This window comes from Blattabacterium cuenoti (assembly GCF_014252435.1).
In the GTDB taxonomy this organism is placed as follows: domain Bacteria; phylum Bacteroidota; class Bacteroidia; order Flavobacteriales; family Blattabacteriaceae; genus Blattabacterium; species Blattabacterium cuenoti_X.
The window spans coordinates 443,525-460,419 of sequence record NZ_CP059220.1 but is presented as its reverse complement, the minus strand read 5'-3'; the positions used below and the strand labels follow the sequence as shown (position 1 = coordinate 460,419).

Sequence of the window (16,895 nt, the reverse complement as noted above, 5' to 3'; positions counted from 1 at the left end):
TGTATAGATAAAATTACATATTTAATACATATGCAAAGATTAATGGAGCAACTATAGTAGCATCCGATTCTATTATAAATTTAGGAGTATGTTCGTCTAATTTACCCCAAGTGATTTTTTCATTAGGAGATGCTCCAGAATAAGATCCATAACTAGTGGTGGAATCGGATATTTGACAAAAATAAGACCAAAATGGTGTCCAATCTATTCCCATATCTTGAGATAACATAGGTACAACACAAATAGGAAAATCACCGGATATACCTCCCCCAATTTGAAAAAATCCTATTTTGTGTTTTACACACTCTTGTTGGTACCATTTTGCTAAATAGATCATATATTCTATTCCATTTTTTACAATAGATGTAGGTAATATATTTTTTATACAATATGATGCGTATATATTTCCTAGAGTACTATCTTCCCATCCTGGTACTATTAATGGAATATTCTTTTTTGCAGCAGCTAACACCCAACTATCTTTTGAATTAATATCGTAATATGGTTTTAACCCTTCTTCTAATAAAAGTTGATAAATATATTCATGTGGAAAATAACGTGCAATTTTTGTTTTAGCTCTTTTCCATATTGGAAATATTAGTTTTTGTAACTTGTTAAAAGCATAATTTTCTGGAATACAAGTATCTGTAATTCTATTATATCCTGTTTTCAAAAATGTTTTCTCATCGTTAGGAGTAAGTTCTCTATAATTTGGAACATTGATATAATGGGAATGGGATATTAAATTTAAAATATCTTCTTCTAAATTTGCTCCAGTACAAGATATAATATGTACTTTATTTTTTCGAATCATTTCAGCAAAAATTTTTCCTAATTCAGCTGTACTCATAGCTCCTGCTATAGTAATCATCATTTTTCCATTTTTTTTAATATGAAGATCATACGCTTTAGCAGCGTTTGATAATGTTAAAGCATTAAAATGTAAAAAATATTTTTCAATAAAAGAAGTGATAGAATAATTTTTCATAATTCTTTATTTAGCAATTTGAACAGCTCTAATTTCTCTAATTACTGTTACTTTTATTTGTCCTGGATAAGTCATTTCATTTTTGATTCTTTCTGTTATATCATAAGATAGTTCTAAAGTTTTTTGATCATTAATTTTTTCACTTTCTACAATTACTCTAAGTTCTCTACCTGCTTGCATTGCAAATGCTTTATTGACTCCTTCAAAACTATGAGCAATATCTTCCAAATTTTTTAATCTTTTTAAATAAGATTCAAAAGAATTTTTCCGAACACCCGGACGAGCTCCACTTATCGAATCGGATATTTGTATAATAGGTGATATAAGTGACTTCATTTCTATTTCATCATGATGGGACCCTATTGCGTTACACACATATACATTTTCTCCATATTTTTCTGCTATTTGCATACCTAAAATGGCATGTGGATTTTCTGATTCATTTTCGGATACTTTCCCTATATCATGTAGTAAACCGGCACGTTTTGCATATTTTATATTTAATCCTAATTCTGATGCTAATATAGAAGATAAATGGGATACCTCTCGAGAATGTTCCAATAAATTTTGACCATAAGAAAAACGATATTTCATTTTTCCTATATTTTTTATTAATTCTGGATGCATTCCATGAATTCCTAAATCTAGGATATTTTTTTTTCCTATATTCATAATTTCTGCTTCAATTTGTTCTTCCGTTTTTTTTACTACTTCTTCAATTCTTGCTGGATGAATTCGTCCATCTATCACCAATTTTTGAAGTGATAATCTTGCAATTTCTCTACGTATGGGATTAAAACAAGATAAAAGAACTGTGTCAGGTGTATCGTCCACAATAATTTCTACTCCAGTTGCTTTTTCTAAAGCTCTTATATTTCTACCTTCTCTTCCTATAATCCTACCTTTAATATCATCTGATTCTATACTAAAAGTAGATACAGCATTTTCCACTGCTTTTTCTGTTCCTATTCTTTGTATAGATTGTATAATGATTTTTTGAGCTTTCTCTTTTGCAGTAAGTTGTATTTCTTCTATAATATTTTGTATAGAAGATTGTGCTTTTTTTTTTGCTTCTTCTTGAAAAATTTCAATCAATTGTTTTTTTGCTTCTTCTGAAGAATATCTCGATATTTTTTCAAGTAATTCTACTTGTTTAAAGTACATTTTTTTTAATTCTTTTTGTCTTTTTTGAATATTTTTTTTATTTTTTTCATAGACATATATTTGTGATTCCAACCGATGATTTTTTTTAAAATAAATTTCTATTTCTTTAGATAGTCTATCTTCTTTCTTTTTTATATTTTTTTCTATATTAATAATTCTTCGTTCTTTTATTTCAATTTCCTTGTCATGTTTTGATTTTAATTCCGAAAGTTTTTTTTTTATTTGAATTATTTTTTTTTTCTTAAACAGATCACATTCTTTTCCTGTTTTATTTATAATATGTTTTGCTTGAATATGTGCTTTCTTTAATAATTGAATATATTTCCTTAATATGAATTTTTTTCCAAATAAATAAAAAATAATAATTCCGATAAAAAACCCCATTAATAGTGGAAATCCATCATTTATTTTCATGTTTACTCAATTTAAATAAAAATAAAATAAACATTTTCATCACATTTTTAAAATGATATTTTTTTGAAAAAAATATAATAAAAAATCAATATCTAAAATAGAAAAAGAAATCTGTTTATATAAGAAAAATACAATTTTATTTTATGATTTATATATTTGTATACTAATAATTAATATGAATGAAACGAGTTTATTTGGATAATGCTTCTACTACACCCATCAAAGATGAAGTTATAAAATCTATGGTGAATGTTTTAAGATATTCATTTGGAAATCCATCTTCCATACAACATCATTATGGAAGAAAATCTCGTTCTATTATAGAAGAATCTAGAATTTGTATAGCAAATATCATCCATGCAGATCCTTCCGAAATTATTTTCACTTCTGGAGGAACAGAGGGAAATAATCTTGCAATTCAAGTTGCTATTTCAGATTTAAAAGTTGAACATATTATTACTTCTAAATTAGAACATTTTTCAGTTTTAAAAACAATATTAGATTTATATCATAAAGATAAAATATCTGTTAGTTTTATTTCTTTTGATAAAAAAGGAATTCATGATTTAAATCACATGGAGAATATTCTAAACAAATTTTCTTCAAAAAAAGTTCTTGTTAGTTTAATGTATGTTAATAATGAAATTGGGAATATTCTCGAAATAAAAAAAGTAATTGAAATATGCAAAAAATATAATGCATATTTTCATTCAGATGCTATTCAGGCTATAGGTAATATACCAATTAATGTCAAATCGTTATTATTTGATTTTGCAACTGTCAGTGCACATAAAATTTATGGACCAAAAGGTATTGGTTTTATTTTTATAAGAAAAAATTTATTGAAAAATATCAAATCTTTTATAATTGGTGGATCACAAGAACATGGAATTCGTTCAGGAACGGAAAATATATATGGAATAGTAGGAATGGCAAAAGCAATAGAATTATCTATTGATCATTACTTGAATTATAAAAAAAAAATGCAAAAATTGAAACTATATTGTATATCAAAATTAAAGGAACATATTCCAAATATTCTATTTAATGGATTATCATTCGATACTAAAAAAAGTGTATTTTCCATAATAAATTTACTATTTCCAGTAATGGATCATCTTTTATATTTTCGTTTGGATATCATGGGAATTTCTATTTCGAAAGGAAGTACTTGTATACAAGGAACAAAATCGTCTCATGTTATTCAATCAATTACAAATCATGAATTGTTAAAAAAAATGATGCCTATAAGAATTTCTTTGGGTTTTTTTAATGAAAAAAAAGATATAGACTTGCTTATACATTCTTTAAAAAAGATAATAAAACAAAAAAACGTTTTATAATATATGTTAAATGTTTTATCTTTATCCTTAAAGAATATTATCAGGTGGGGTATTTTAATTTTTTTCGACATTCTATTGGGAAAAAAGTAGTTATGGCTATGAGTGGTATATTTCTCATGATTTTTTTATCATTGCATCTAACTGTTAACTTATTTTTGTTTTTTGGAGAACAATCTTTTAATCATGCAGTTGTTTTCATGAGAAAAAATATTTTCATCCGATTCATGGAATATGTTCTTGCTTTAGGATTTATTATCCATATGTTAATAGGTATTTATTTACATATTCAAAACAATCATAAAAAAGGAAAAGTTGATTATGCCGTTGATGCATCTTGTAAAACATCTACATTGAGTAGTAGAACAATGATATACACGGGTATTTTAATTTTGTGCTTTTTAATATTACATTTAATAAATTTTATGATACCTATGAAATACTCTTCCAATCGAAATAATATATCGGATTATAAATTAGTTATAAATTTATTTAAAAATCCTTTTTATACATTTATATATGTATTTTCTTTTGTGATTTTAGGATTTCATTTAAATCATGGATTTCAATCTGCTTTTCAATCTTTAGGTTTATCTAATAAAAAAAGATTAATCTGGATACAAAAATTAAGCTTTTTCTATTTTTGGACTATTTGTTCTGGTTTTTCCATTATTGCTATTTGGTTTTTTTTTAATAATCAATAGTTTTTTTAAATTTTAAAATAAAAAAAATAATGAAAATCAATTCAAAAATACCAAAAGGAACATTAGTGGATAAATGGAAAAATCATAAATCTACTTTGAATTTAATATCACCTAACAATAGATCCAATATTAAAATTATCGTTATTGGTTCTGGATTAGCTGGAGGTTCTGCTTCAGCTTCTTTATCTGAGTTAGGGTATCAAGTTACAACTTTTTGTTACCAAGATTCACCTAGAAGAGCTCATTCTGTAGCAGCTCAGGGAGGAATTAATGCATCTAAAAATTATAGGGGAGATAATGATTCTATTTATCAATTATTTTATGATACAATAAAAGGTGGAGATTATAGATCTAGAGAATCTAATGTTTATCGTTTATCAGAAATATCTTCTAGTATTATTGATCAATGTGTAGCTCAAGGTGTTCCATTTGCTCGCGATTATGCTGGTTATTTAGAAACTAGATCATTTGGTGGAACCAAAGTCTCTAGAACTTTTTATGCAAAAGGACAAACAGGTCAACAATTATTATTAGCTTGTTATTCTGCAATGTCAAGACAAATAGGTAAAGGGAGAATAAAAATGTACACTCGTCACGAAATGCTTGATTTAGTTATTATAAATGGAGTTGCTCGAGGTGTGATAACAAGGAACTTAATTAATGGTGATATAGAAAGACATGTAGCTCATGCAGTCGTTATTGCATCAGGAGGTTATGGAAATGTATTTTTTTTATCTACTAATGCAATGGGATCTAATGCTAGTGCAATATGGAATGTTCATAAGAAAGGCGGTTTATTTTCTAATCCTTGTTTTACACAAATACATCCTACTTGTATTCCAATTAAAGGTTCCTATCAGTCTAAATTAACCTTAATGTCTGAGTCATTAAGGAATGATGGTCGAATTTGGGTCCCTAAAAAATTAGAAGATGCAATGAACATACGAAGTGGAAAAATAGATCCTGAACATATAAGTGAAAAAGATCGAGATTTTTTCTTAGAAAGAAGATATCCTTCATTTGGAAATCTGGTTCCAAGAGATGTTGCTTCTAGAGCATCAAAAGAAAGGTGTGATCAAGGTTTTGGAATTGAAAATAATGAAAAAAATGAAGGAGTATTTTTAGATTTTAAGTATTCTATAAATAATTATGGAATAGAGAAGTCAAATGAACTTGGAATCAACAAACCAGATTCATCTTTTATACAAGATTTGGGAAAAAAAACTATAAAATCTAAATATGGAAATTTATTTCATATGTATCAAAAAATAACCAATATGAATCCATATGAAACCCCTATGAAAATTTATCCTGCAGTACATTATACTATGGGAGGTTTATGGGTAGACTATAATTTAATGTCATCTATTCCTGGATGTTTTGTTATAGGAGAAGCCAATTTTTCAGACCATGGATCTAATAGACTTGGAGCTTCTGCTTTAATGCAAGGATTAGCTGATGGTTATTTTATATTACCATATACTATATCTGATTACTTATCTAAATATGTTGGATCCGTATTGGAAAATAAAATATCTATCAAACATAAAGAATTTGATAAATCAGAACAAGAAGTAAGATATAAAATTAATAAAATTCTTCAAAATAAAAATTCAGGAAAGGTTTATCCATCGGATTTTTATCATAAAAAACTTGGAGAAATTATGTGGAAATATATTGGTATGAGTAGAAATTATGTAGGATTACTAAAATCTATAAAAGAAATACAAAATCTACGTGAAGAATTTTGGAAAAGTATTTTTGTACCTGGTAGAATAGAAGAAGGAATGAATACAGAATTAGAAAAATCTATGCGTATTTCCGATTTTTTAGAATTAGGTGAATTGATTGCTATGGACGCTTTAAATAGAGAAGAATCTTGTGGAAGTCACTTCCGAGAAGAATATCAAACCAAAGAAGGAGAAGCACTTCGTAACGATCAAAAATATCAGTATGTTTCTATGTGGAACTATCAAAAAGGGAAACCAATATATCAGGAAATTATGTATAAAGAAAAGTTAATTTTTAATTTTGTAGACGTAGAAATTCGATCTTATAAATAAAAAAGTAGAATAAAATTTTCAAATTATGAATCATTTCCTTAATTTCAAATTAAAAATTTGGCGACAAAAAAACAATAAGGAAAAAGGTTTTTTTAAAACTTACAAAATACAAAATGTTTCTCCTGATAGTTCTTTTTTAGAGATGTTAGATATTTTAAATAATCAAATTATATGCAATAAAAAAGATACACCTATATCGTTTGATCATGATTGCAGAGAAGGTATTTGTGGAATGTGTTCATTATATATAAATGGAAGAGCACATGGACCTGAATATTTAACTACTACTTGTCAATTACATATGCGTAGTTTTCGAAATGGAATTACTATATATATAGAACCATGGAGAGCATTTTCTTTTCCAATCATAAAAGATCTTATAGTAGATCGATCTTCTTTTGATAGAATAATGATTTCTGGAGGTTTTATATCTGTAAATACATTTGGAAAAACAATAGATGGAAATATTATTCCGATACCTAAAAATCAATCAGAAAAAGCTTTTGATGCTTCTTCATGTATTGGATGTGGAGCATGTGTCGCTGTATGTAAAAATAGATCTGCTATGCTATTTGTATCTGCAAAAGTATCCCAATTTTCTTTTTTACCACAAGGTATAGTTGAAAGAAAAAAAAGAGTATTGAATATGGTTAATAGAATGGAAAAAGAAGGATTTGGTTCATGTACAAATACAAAATCTTGTGAAGTGGAATGTCCAAAAGGAATATCTACTGAATATATTTCTATTCTTAATAAAGAATATATTAATTCATTTATTTGATTATTATTCATATTATGGAGTATTTAGAATTCGAAAAACCTATACAAGATATTCATAATCAATATATTAATTGTTTACTTATAGAAAAAAATAGTGGAGTTAATATGAAAGATATATGCATTCAATTACAATTGAAATTGAAAGAAACTATTAAAAAATTGCATAGTAATTTAACTCCATGGCAGAGAGTTCAATTATCTAGGCATCCAAATCGTCCATATACCTTAGATTATATCCAATCTATAACGGAAAAAAAATCATTTATTGAATTACATGGAGATCGTTTGATTGGAGACGATAAAGCAATAGTAGGTGGTTTTGGTAAGATAAGAGGGATGACGTTTATGTTAATCGGAACTCAAAAAGGAAGAAATATTCAAGATAGGAAATACAGAAGATTTGGAATGCCAAATCCAGAAGGCTATAGAAAAGCTTTACGTCTGATGAATTTAGCTGAAAAATTTAGGAAGCCGATTGTTACTTTTGTTGATACTCCAGGAGCGTATCCTGGTATTGAAGCAGAGGAAAGAGGTCAGGGTGAAGCTATTGGTCAGAATATTTATAGGATGATGTATTTAAATGTTCCTATTATCGTATTAGTTATTGGAGAAGGAGCTAGTGGTGGAGCATTAGGTATTGGAATAGGAGATAAAATTTCAATGATGGAAAATTCTTGGTATTCAGTTATTTCACCAGAAAGTTGTTCTACAATATTGTGGAATAATTGGAAAAAAAAAGAAAAATTAGCCGAATCATTAAAACTAACAGCAAAAGATCTACATAAATTAGGTCTGATAGATGATATTATTCAAGAACCTTTAGGTGGAGCACATTTTCATCCAAAAGAAGCTTTTATGTCTGTTCAAGAATATATAATTCATAATTATAAAGAATTATCTAAGATTGATATTGAATTATTAATTCGAAATCGAAAAAATAAATATATTTCTATAGGTTCTTTTGATGAAAATTAACATTTTTTTATGAAAAAAAATTATAACACATATTTTAAAAACAATATTGAAGATGATAATATCAAAATCAAACTACCGCCTCAATCATTAGAAATAGAACAAGCTATATTAGGAGCTATCATGATCGATAAAAATGGATTAGATGAAGTGATCGAAATGCTTTCTCCTGAAGTATTTTATAATCAAAAACATCAAATTATCTATAACGTTATATATAGATTATATCAAGAATCTAATCCAATAGATTTGTTTACTGTAACAAACGAACTGAAAAAAATAGATAAATTAAAATGGATAGGTGGAGAGATTTATTTAATAGAATTAACTCAAAAAGTTATTTCTTCTGCACATATAGAGTATCATAGTCATATTATTATTCAAAAATTTCTTTTAAGAAAATTGATTTCTATTTCTTCCGAAATATCCAATAAATGTTATGAAGAAAATATAGATATTTTGGATCTGTTAGATTTAGCGGAATCAAAAATTTTTGACTTGAATCAACAATTTTTGATGAAGAAAAAAATTGAAACCATTCCAAACATTATAACAAATGTCATCGATAAAATCAAAAGTGTAAAGAAAAATGGAATAAGTGGTATTTCTACTGGTTTTCATAAATTAGATGATCTAACATCCGGGTGGCAAAATTCTGACTTAATTGTATTAGCATCTAGACCTGGAATGGGTAAGACTACATTCATGTTATCTATGGTTAACGATATTGTAATTGAACAACAAATTCCTGTTATGATATTTTCAATTGAAATGTCTTCTACTCAATTGATTACAAAATTAATTTCATCAGATACACGTATTCCTTTGGAAAATCTGCAAAAAGCTATTTTATCTAAAGAAGATTGGGATATCTTAATGCATAAAACAAATCAATTAAAAAAATCACCTTTATTTGTTGATGATACTCCTTCTTTATCTATATTTCATTTTCGTGCAAAATGTCGTCGTTTAGTATCTAGATATGGAGTAAAATTAATATTTATAGATTATATGCAATTGATGAATGCTAATCCTCATTTTTCTAAATTACAAAATAGAGAACAAGAAATATCTATCATATCTAGAAGTTTAAAATCGATAGCTAAAGAACTGGATATTCCAATTATAGCTTTATCACAATTATCAAGAGCTGTAGAAGTCAGAGGAGGAAATAAAAGACCTTTACTTTCTGATTTAAGAGAATCTGGATCGATAGAACAAGATGCAGATATAGTTTTATTTATTTATAGACCGGAATATTATGGATTTAAAACATGGGATTCATACGATGAAAATAGTTCTTGTATGGGAGAATCGGAAATCATTATAGCCAAACATAGAAATGGTAAATTAGATAAATTTCGATTAAAATTTATTAGTCATCAATCAAGATTTGATAATATAAAAGAAAAAAAACATGTTCTTTCAGTTTGGGAAAAAGATTATGAAGAAAATGTTATCAACAAAGAACCAAGTTTTTATATACCTCCTCATGAAAATGATAATCCTCAAGAAAAATTACATGAATTAGATCCTAATTATGATGATGAAAAAAAAAACGAATAAATTTGAATAAAAATTTTCTAAATAAATATGATGATATCGACTGATATATGAAAAAATAAAAATGATAAAATATAGAAATTATATTAAAAAATATCATATTTTTTCAATATGAAATTCATTATGAATAGTTCAAATACAATAATATTTTTATATAAAATATTTTTTTGATTGAAGCAAATTTATTTTTTGTGTCATTTGTATGAATTTTTTATTTTTTGATATCATTTATAATGATTACATCATATAATATTTTGAATAAAAATTATTGATCTGGATACAAATTCAATATTTTATTTTGTATTTTTGTATTCGATAAAAATTTCATGATTTTTGGTACTCGTAAAATCTTCATCTGGAATCAGAGGAACTTTAGGCGGAAAAATAGGCGATAGTTTTACACCTATAGATGCGATGAAATTTTCCTCAGCATATGTTTCTTGGATGAGAAAAAAATATAAACATAAAAAAAAATTTTTAATTCTTTCAGGAAGAGACGGGAGAATCACTTCTAAATTATTTCATACATTATTATTATCTACATTACAAAGTCTTGGTATTGATGTCATCGATATTGGTTTATCTACAACTCCTACATTGGCTTTTTCGATTATCAATGAAAAAGCTGATGGAGGAATTATGATAACTGCTAGTCATAATCCAAAAAATTGGAATGGATTAAAAATGTTTAATTCTTTTGGAGAATTTTTATCGGAAAAAGAATTTCAAAAATTGTGTTTTTTTGTTAAAAAACAATACTTTTATTTTTCTTCTTATAAAAAATTCGGTAAAATATTATATAAAACAAATTGTATTCAAAAACATATAGAAAAGGTCATTTCATTACCTATTGTAGATACAGAAAAAATTAGAAAATCGAATTTAAAAATTGTAGTAGATGGAATTAATTCTACAGGTGGAATAGCTGTCCCTCTTCTTTTGGAAAATTTAGGAGTTCATACTATCAAAATGTATTGTAATCCTCATGGTAATTTTTCTCATAATCCCGAACCTGTTCAAAATAATTTAAAGAATATTTGTAAAAAAGTTCCAAAAACAAAATCAAATATGGGTATATCTATTGATCCAGACGTAGATCGTGTTGTTTTTATTTGTGAAAATGGAGATTTTTTTGGAGAAGAAAATACTTTAGTAGCTATAACTGATTATGTATTAAAACATGAAAAAGGTCCTATTGTTACAACATATTCTTCTTCTCATGCATTAAAAGATCTTTCTATAACAAATGGTGTTCCATTTTATTTTTCTCCTGTAGGAGAAGTCCATGTTGTAAAACGAATGAAAGAAGTTCATGCAATTATTGGAGGAGAAGGAAATGGAGGTATAATTTATCCAACATTCCGTTATGGAAGAGATGCATTAGTAGGTATCGCTTTATTTTTAACTTATATATCGAAAGAACCTTTTCTATCATTATCTGTGTTAAAGAAAAAATATTCTAAATACTTTATGTCAAAAAGAAAAGTCCGATTATTGGATCATTATAGTAAGTTGATTCAAAAAATTAAAAAAAAATATAATGGATATAATATGGATTTCAATGATGGAATTAAAATATATTTATCAAATAAAGAATGGATACATATAAGAAAATCAAATACTGAGAATATGATTCGAATCTATACAGAAAGTTATTCAAGAAAAAGAGCTAATTTTTTATCGAGAAACGTTTTATATGATATTAAAAAACAAAATACAAACACTATAAAATAATGCAAAGTATTATAAAATATGTAGAAAATAAATTTATTGAAAATAAAAATTTTCCTGTATTTAATTCTGGAGATACAATTACTGTTTTATTCGAAATTAAAGAAGGAGAAAAAACTAGGATTCAATCCTTCAAAGGAATAGTTATAAAAAAAAAGGGGAAAGGTATAAACAAAACTTTTACAATACGTAAAATAAGTCTTGGTATTGGCGTAGAACGAATTTTTTATATAAATCAACCAAATATTACAAAAATAGCAGTTAATAAAATAGGAAAATGCAGGAGATCGAAAATATACTATTTTCGATTTTTAAAAGGAAAAAAAGCAAAAATGAGATAGATATCAATTCCATCTTTGCTTTTTTTTTGATTAAAAATCACTTATTTTCTTTATCGTTTTCTTCAGAAGCTACTTTATCTTTATCTTTTTCTTTTTCAGTAGAAGATGTGGTATTTCCTTCATCATTACTTCTTGATGTCTCATCATTAGATGTTGTAGGAGAATTAGCCGTAGATGTTGAATCATTTTGGTCACTTTGACTATCATTATTTATTGACTTTTCTTCTTCTGTTGTAGAAGAACCATTGTTTTCATTTTTATTTTTATTATTACAGCTAGTTGTTAATAAAAATACTGATAATAAAATCGTAGTAAAAACAATTTGTAATTTTTTGATCATGATTGGATATTATTTAAATTATTAAATTACTATATATTTTGGACAAATTTATATAAAAATTTGGAATGAAAAAATATATCATAATTTGTATTTTTTTCATCAAAAATAAAATGAATTTTTATTTTTCTTTTTAATTTGAAAATAAGAATATTACAAAATATATTATTTTTTTAAAAAAATATTTAATGAAACAAATTTTTATATTGTAACAAAAAAATTATGTCTTTAAATAATAAAATTATAAAGGAAGCTTTAACTTTTGATGATGTATTATTAGTACCTAATTATTCATCTATTTTACCATCAGAAGTATCACTACAAGTTGCTTTAACTATTGATATAACTCTTAATATTCCTTTATTAAGTGCAGCTATGGATACCGTCACTGAATCTTCTTTAGCAATTTCTCTCGCTAGAGAAGGAGGGTTAGGTATTATCCACAAAAATATGGATATTCAAAATCAGGCAGAAGAAGTTTATAGAGTAAAGAGAAATGAAAGTGGAATGATAGATGATCCTATTACTCTTTGTCAAAAATCAACACTTCGATATGCTCATCATCTTATGAAAAAATATAAAATTTCTGGATTACCTGTAGTAGAAAATGATAAATCATTAGTAGGAATTATTACGATAAGAGATATAAAATATCGAATTGATTTAGATTCTTTAGTGGAAGAAGTCATGACAAAAGACAATTTAATTACTTCTAAAAAAAATGTAACTATGGAAGAAGCAAAAAATATTTTATTGAAAGGTAAAATAGAAAAACTTCCAATTGTCAATGAATATAATCAATTAGTAGGATTAATTACGATTAAAGATATTGATAATATCATTGAATATCCAAATGCTTGTAAAGATTCAAGAGGACGTCTTCGTGTGGGAGCTGCTGTTGGAATCGATAAAGATACTTTATTAAGAGTCGAATCTTTAGTGAAAGAAGGTGTGGATATTATTGCAATAGATTCTGCGCATGGACATTCTATGAAAATATTAAATGTTATAAAATCAATTCGAAATTCTTTTCCAAATATCACATTGTTAGCAGGTAATGTTGTCACAAAAGAAGGAGCTAAAGATTTAATAGAAGCTGGATCTACAATTTTAAAAGTGGGAATTGGTTCAGGATCTATTTGTACAACTAGAGTAATATCTGGAGTTGGAATGCCACAAATTACGGCTATTAATGATGTATATGAATATGCAAGAACTAAAAATGTAAATATAGTTTCTGATGGAGGTATTAGGTATTCAGGAGATATAGTAAAAGCAATAGCATCTGGAGCTAAATCCGTTATGATTGGAAGTTTATTTGCAGGTACAGATGAAGCTCCTGGAGAAGAGTTTATTTATCAGGGAAGAAAATTCAAAAATTATGTAGGAATGGGTTCTTTAATTGCGATGAAAAGAGGAAGTAAAGATCGGTATTTTCAATTGACCGAAAAATCCGTTCCAGAAGGAGTAGAAGCTATAGTTCCTTATAAAGGAAAATTAAAAGATGTCATTTATCAAATTTGTGGTGGATTACGCTCTGGAATGGGGTATTGTGGTGTTTCCAATATTATGGAATTAATAAATAAAGGAAAATTTGTAAAAATTACAAATTCAGGATTAAAAGAAAATCATCCACATAGTGTCAATATCATCAAAGAAACACCTAATTATTTCAGTAAATAAAAAAAATAATACCCGGGACGGGATTCGAACCCGTACGATCGATTAATGATCACAGGATTTTAAGTCCTGTGTGTCTACCAGTTCCACCACCCGGATATAAAAAAAGAGCGAGAAACGGGGATCGAACCCGTGACTTCAACCTTGGCAAGGTTGTACTCTACCAACTGAGTTATTCTCGCATGCGAGAAATTATTCGAATATAAAAAAATATATAGAAACAAACATGCTAACAAATTTAATATTTCATTTTTTTTTTGAAAAAAAATTTTGTATTTTTTTCATAAAAGATATCGATTTTTTTTCTTTTTTCACGAAAGAAATTCTTTTATTTTTCAACATTTGTAAAATATGTTCTGCTCTAGAAATGACCTTTATAGGAATCCCAGCCATTTTTGCTACATAAATACCCAAACTGTTATCACAACTACCAGGAATCAGTTTCCGCATGAAAATAATGTTATTTTTTATTTTTTTTGTAGAAATATGATAATTTTTTACTCTTTTTAAAGAAATAGGTATATTATTTAATTCATGATAATGTGTAGAAAATAAGGTTAAAGGACGTAATTTGTTTTCATGTAAAAATTCGATAATGGATTGAGCTATGGATATTCCATCATAAGTATTAGTTCCTCTTCCTATTTCATCTAATAAAATGAAACTTTTTTCAGTTATATTATTAAGAATATTTGCTGTTTCGTTCATCTCCACCATAAAGGTTGATTCTCCCAAAGAAATGTTATCATAACCTCCTACTCTACTAAATATTTTATCTGTTAATCCTATTTTTGCATATTGAGCTGGAACAAAACTTCCAATATGAGCCATTAATATAATAATAGCTGTTTGACGAAGAATAGCCGATTTTCCAGACATATTAGGACCCGTAATCATTAATATTTGTTGATTTTTTTTATTAAGATAAATATCATTAGGTATATAAGAATTTTTTGATATAAATTGACATTCAATAACAGGATGTCGACCACCTAAAATACGAATATCCGATGATTCACAAATGACTGGTTTTATATAATTTTTTTCTATAGCTATGGAAGAAAAAGAACAGTATACATCTAATTCTGCAAGAATTGTTGCATTATTTTGCAATTTTTTAATACTATTTAATAATTTCCGAATTAATGTTGAAAATATTTTTTTTTCTAATAAAAAAATTGTTTGTTCAGCATTTAATATTTGTAATTCATAATTTTTTAAATCTTCGGTAAGATATCTTTCACAATTCGATAATTTTTGTTTTTGTATCCAATGTTTGGGTATTTTTTGTTTTTCTTTATTCTTGATTTCAAAGAAGTATCCATAAATTTTATGAAATTTAATTTTTAAATTAGATATTCCTGAATTTCTTTGTTCTTTTGAACATAATTGATTCAAATATTCTTTTTGAGAAAAATAAAATAGACGTATATCATCTAATTCTTTCGAAACTCCTTCTATTATAACATTACCTTTTCCTTTTTCAATCTGATATGGTGGATATTGATATATTGTTGTAATAATTTTTTTTGATATTTCATCACAATCTTGAATAGTTTTTCCAATTTCAATAAGATGTTTATTTTTTGTTATTATGATTTTATTTCGTATTTCTTTAATATAATTTATAGATTGATGTAAGGTGAACATTTCTTTAGGAGAAATATTTTCTAATGCTATTTTAGAAATAATTCTTTCTATATCGGGAATATTTTTGAGTTTATTTATTATAAAAATTCTTATTTCGTCATCAATACATAATTCTTGTATAATGTGATAACGTTTTTTAATACGAAAAATATTTAATAAGGGAAATACAATCCATTTTTTCAATAATCTATACCCCATAGGAGTAATTGTATGATCTAATACTTGAATTAGAGAAACTCCTTCATTATCAAATGATTTTAATATTTCTAAATTACGAAATGTATAATCATTTATATACATAAAGTTTTTTCTTTTGATTCGTTTTATATTAGATATGTGTTTAATTTTGAAATGAAGAGTATCATACAAATAAAATAATATAATTCCAGATGCAATTATTCCTAACTTCAAATCATGAATTCCAAAACCTTTTAAAGAATTCGTTTGAAAATGTGATACTAATTTTTCATATGCAAATGAATAATTATACAGATAATCTTCCATTAAGAATATATGATATTTTTTTTGGAATAAATTATTAAAAAATTGATAATATTTTTTTTGAATGAGAATTTCACTCGGATTAAAATTATTAATATATTGTATAGCAATTTCTTGATTATCTTCTATTGTAAAAAATTCTCCAGTAGAAATATCTACAAAGCTTAATCCAAATATATTATTTTCAATGAAAATAGATGCTAAAAAATTATTAAATTTATGTTTGATAACATGTTCATTCATTGTAGTTCCTGGAGTCATAAGTTCTACCACTCCTCTTTTAACAATATTTTTTCCTTTTTTTGCTTCTTCTAATTGATTACAAATAGCAACACGAAATCCAGATCGTATTAATTTTGGTAGATAATTATTAATAGAATGACAAGGAAATCCTGCTAAATATACTCCATTTTTTGATCTTTTGGTTAATACAATATTTAATGTTTTAGAACAAAGTACAGCATCTTTTCCAAATGTTTCATAAAAATCTCCAACTTGAAATAATAGAATTGTATCCGGATATTGAATTTTGATATTATTATATTGTTTTATTAATGGAGTTTCTTTTTTTTCTATAAAATGATTGTTTTTTTTCGAATTTATCATAATAAATAATGAAATTATTATGGTGAAATAAGATATTAAAATTAATTTTTTTAATAATAAC

The 16,895-nt window shown here is 25.9% G+C and carries 13 protein-coding genes and 2 tRNA genes; 9 read left to right on the top strand and 6 right to left on the bottom strand.

The window, feature by feature from the left end; translation table 11 throughout:
* Nucleotides 1-13: 13 nt before the first annotated feature.
* The gene (locus H0H35_RS02220) at nt 14-988 is read right to left on the bottom strand and encodes a deoxyhypusine synthase family protein (RefSeq protein WP_185882832.1); all 975 of its coding nucleotides are present in this window, start codon (nt 986-988) and stop codon (nt 14-16) included.
* Between the two features lie 6 nt (nt 989-994).
* On the bottom strand, nt 995-2,566 hold the full coding sequence (gene rny, locus H0H35_RS02215; RefSeq protein ID WP_185882831.1) for a ribonuclease Y: 1,572 nt from the start codon (nt 2,564-2,566) through the stop codon (nt 995-997).
* Nucleotides 2,567-2,745: 179 nt separating this feature from the next.
* Here rny and H0H35_RS02210 point away from each other — a divergent pair, with 179 nt between their 5' ends.
* The 8 genes from H0H35_RS02210 (at nt 2,746) to rplS (ending at nt 12,060) form a co-directional block, all read left to right on the top strand.
* Nucleotides 2,746-3,909: a cysteine desulfurase family protein gene (locus H0H35_RS02210; RefSeq protein ID WP_185882830.1), complete on the top strand. Its 1,164-nt coding sequence runs from the start codon at nt 2,746-2,748 to the stop codon at nt 3,907-3,909.
* 44 nt (nt 3,910-3,953) lie between these two features.
* Nucleotides 3,954-4,610 carry a succinate dehydrogenase cytochrome b subunit gene (locus H0H35_RS02205; RefSeq protein WP_185882829.1) on the top strand — a complete coding sequence of 219 codons (657 nt, stop codon included), beginning with the start codon at nt 3,954-3,956 and terminating at the stop codon, nt 4,608-4,610.
* 26 nt (nt 4,611-4,636) lie between these two features.
* On the top strand, nt 4,637-6,673 hold the full coding sequence (locus tag H0H35_RS02200; RefSeq protein WP_185883194.1) for a fumarate reductase/succinate dehydrogenase flavoprotein subunit: 2,037 nt from the start codon (nt 4,637-4,639) through the stop codon (nt 6,671-6,673).
* A gap of 25 nt (nt 6,674-6,698) precedes the next feature.
* Nucleotides 6,699-7,454 (top strand): succinate dehydrogenase/fumarate reductase iron-sulfur subunit, encoded by a 756-nt coding sequence (locus H0H35_RS02195; protein WP_185882828.1) that lies wholly within the window; start codon nt 6,699-6,701, stop codon nt 7,452-7,454.
* A gap of 14 nt (nt 7,455-7,468) precedes the next feature.
* Nucleotides 7,469-8,428 carry an acetyl-CoA carboxylase carboxyltransferase subunit alpha gene (locus tag H0H35_RS02190; protein WP_185882827.1) on the top strand — a complete coding sequence of 320 codons (960 nt, stop codon included), beginning with the start codon at nt 7,469-7,471 and terminating at the stop codon, nt 8,426-8,428.
* Nucleotides 8,429-8,437: 9 nt separating this feature from the next.
* The gene (dnaB, locus tag H0H35_RS02185; protein WP_185882826.1) at nt 8,438-9,991 is read left to right on the top strand and encodes a replicative DNA helicase; all 1,554 of its coding nucleotides are present in this window, start codon (nt 8,438-8,440) and stop codon (nt 9,989-9,991) included.
* Nucleotides 9,992-10,321: 330 nt separating this feature from the next.
* On the top strand, nt 10,322-11,722 hold the full coding sequence (gene glmM, locus H0H35_RS02180) for a phosphoglucosamine mutase (RefSeq protein ID WP_185882825.1): 1,401 nt from the start codon (nt 10,322-10,324) through the stop codon (nt 11,720-11,722).
* Nucleotides 11,722-12,060: a 50S ribosomal protein L19 gene (rplS, locus tag H0H35_RS02175; RefSeq protein WP_185882824.1), complete on the top strand. Its 339-nt coding sequence runs from the start codon at nt 11,722-11,724 to the stop codon at nt 12,058-12,060. The genes glmM and rplS overlap by 1 nt, the downstream gene beginning before the upstream one ends.
* A gap of 37 nt (nt 12,061-12,097) precedes the next feature.
* Here rplS and H0H35_RS02170 read toward each other — a convergent pair whose 3' ends face one another.
* On the bottom strand, nt 12,098-12,400 hold the full coding sequence (locus H0H35_RS02170) for a hypothetical protein (protein ID WP_185882823.1): 303 nt from the start codon (nt 12,398-12,400) through the stop codon (nt 12,098-12,100).
* 219 nt (nt 12,401-12,619) lie between these two features.
* Between H0H35_RS02170 and guaB the strand changes: the two genes are divergently transcribed.
* Nucleotides 12,620-14,080: an IMP dehydrogenase gene (gene guaB / locus H0H35_RS02165; RefSeq protein WP_185882822.1), complete on the top strand. Its 1,461-nt coding sequence runs from the start codon at nt 12,620-12,622 to the stop codon at nt 14,078-14,080.
* Nucleotides 14,081-14,089: 9 nt separating this feature from the next.
* Here the strand turns inward: guaB and H0H35_RS02160 are convergent.
* The 3 genes from H0H35_RS02160 to mutS all read right to left on the bottom strand — a co-directional run bounded on the left by H0H35_RS02160 (nt 14,090) and on the right by mutS (nt 16,834).
* Nucleotides 14,090-14,176: transfer RNA gene (locus H0H35_RS02160), tRNA-Leu, on the bottom strand.
* Between the two features lie 10 nt (nt 14,177-14,186).
* Nucleotides 14,187-14,259 (bottom strand) — tRNA-Gly (locus H0H35_RS02155).
* Between the two features lie 64 nt (nt 14,260-14,323).
* Nucleotides 14,324-16,834, bottom strand: a complete 2,511-nt coding sequence (gene mutS, locus H0H35_RS02150; protein ID WP_185882821.1) for a DNA mismatch repair protein MutS — start codon at nt 16,832-16,834, stop codon at nt 14,324-14,326.
* Nucleotides 16,835-16,895: the final 61 nt, after the last annotated feature.

Bases quoted from the DNA above. Each gene is read 5' to 3' on its own strand.
- H0H35_RS02220 (WP_185882832.1), bottom strand. From the start codon at position 988: ATGAAAAATTATTCTATCACTTCTTTTATTGAAAAATATTTTTTACAT.
- rny (WP_185882831.1), bottom strand. From the start codon at position 2,566: ATGAAAATAAATGATGGATTTCCACTATTAATGGGGTTTTTTATCGGA.
- H0H35_RS02210 (WP_185882830.1), top strand. From the start codon at position 2,746: ATGAAACGAGTTTATTTGGATAATGCTTCTACTACACCCATCAAAGAT.
- H0H35_RS02195 (WP_185882828.1), top strand. From the start codon at position 6,699: ATGAATCATTTCCTTAATTTCAAATTAAAAATTTGGCGACAAAAAAAC.
- H0H35_RS02190 (WP_185882827.1), top strand. From the start codon at position 7,469: ATGGAGTATTTAGAATTCGAAAAACCTATACAAGATATTCATAATCAA.
- dnaB (WP_185882826.1), top strand. From the start codon at position 8,438: ATGAAAAAAAATTATAACACATATTTTAAAAACAATATTGAAGATGAT.
- rplS (WP_185882824.1), top strand. From the start codon at position 11,722: ATGCAAAGTATTATAAAATATGTAGAAAATAAATTTATTGAAAATAAA.
- H0H35_RS02170 (WP_185882823.1), bottom strand. From the start codon at position 12,400: ATGATCAAAAAATTACAAATTGTTTTTACTACGATTTTATTATCAGTA.
- guaB (WP_185882822.1), top strand. From the start codon at position 12,620: ATGTCTTTAAATAATAAAATTATAAAGGAAGCTTTAACTTTTGATGAT.
- mutS (WP_185882821.1), bottom strand. From the start codon at position 16,834: ATGATAAATTCGAAAAAAAACAATCATTTTATAGAAAAAAAAGAAACT.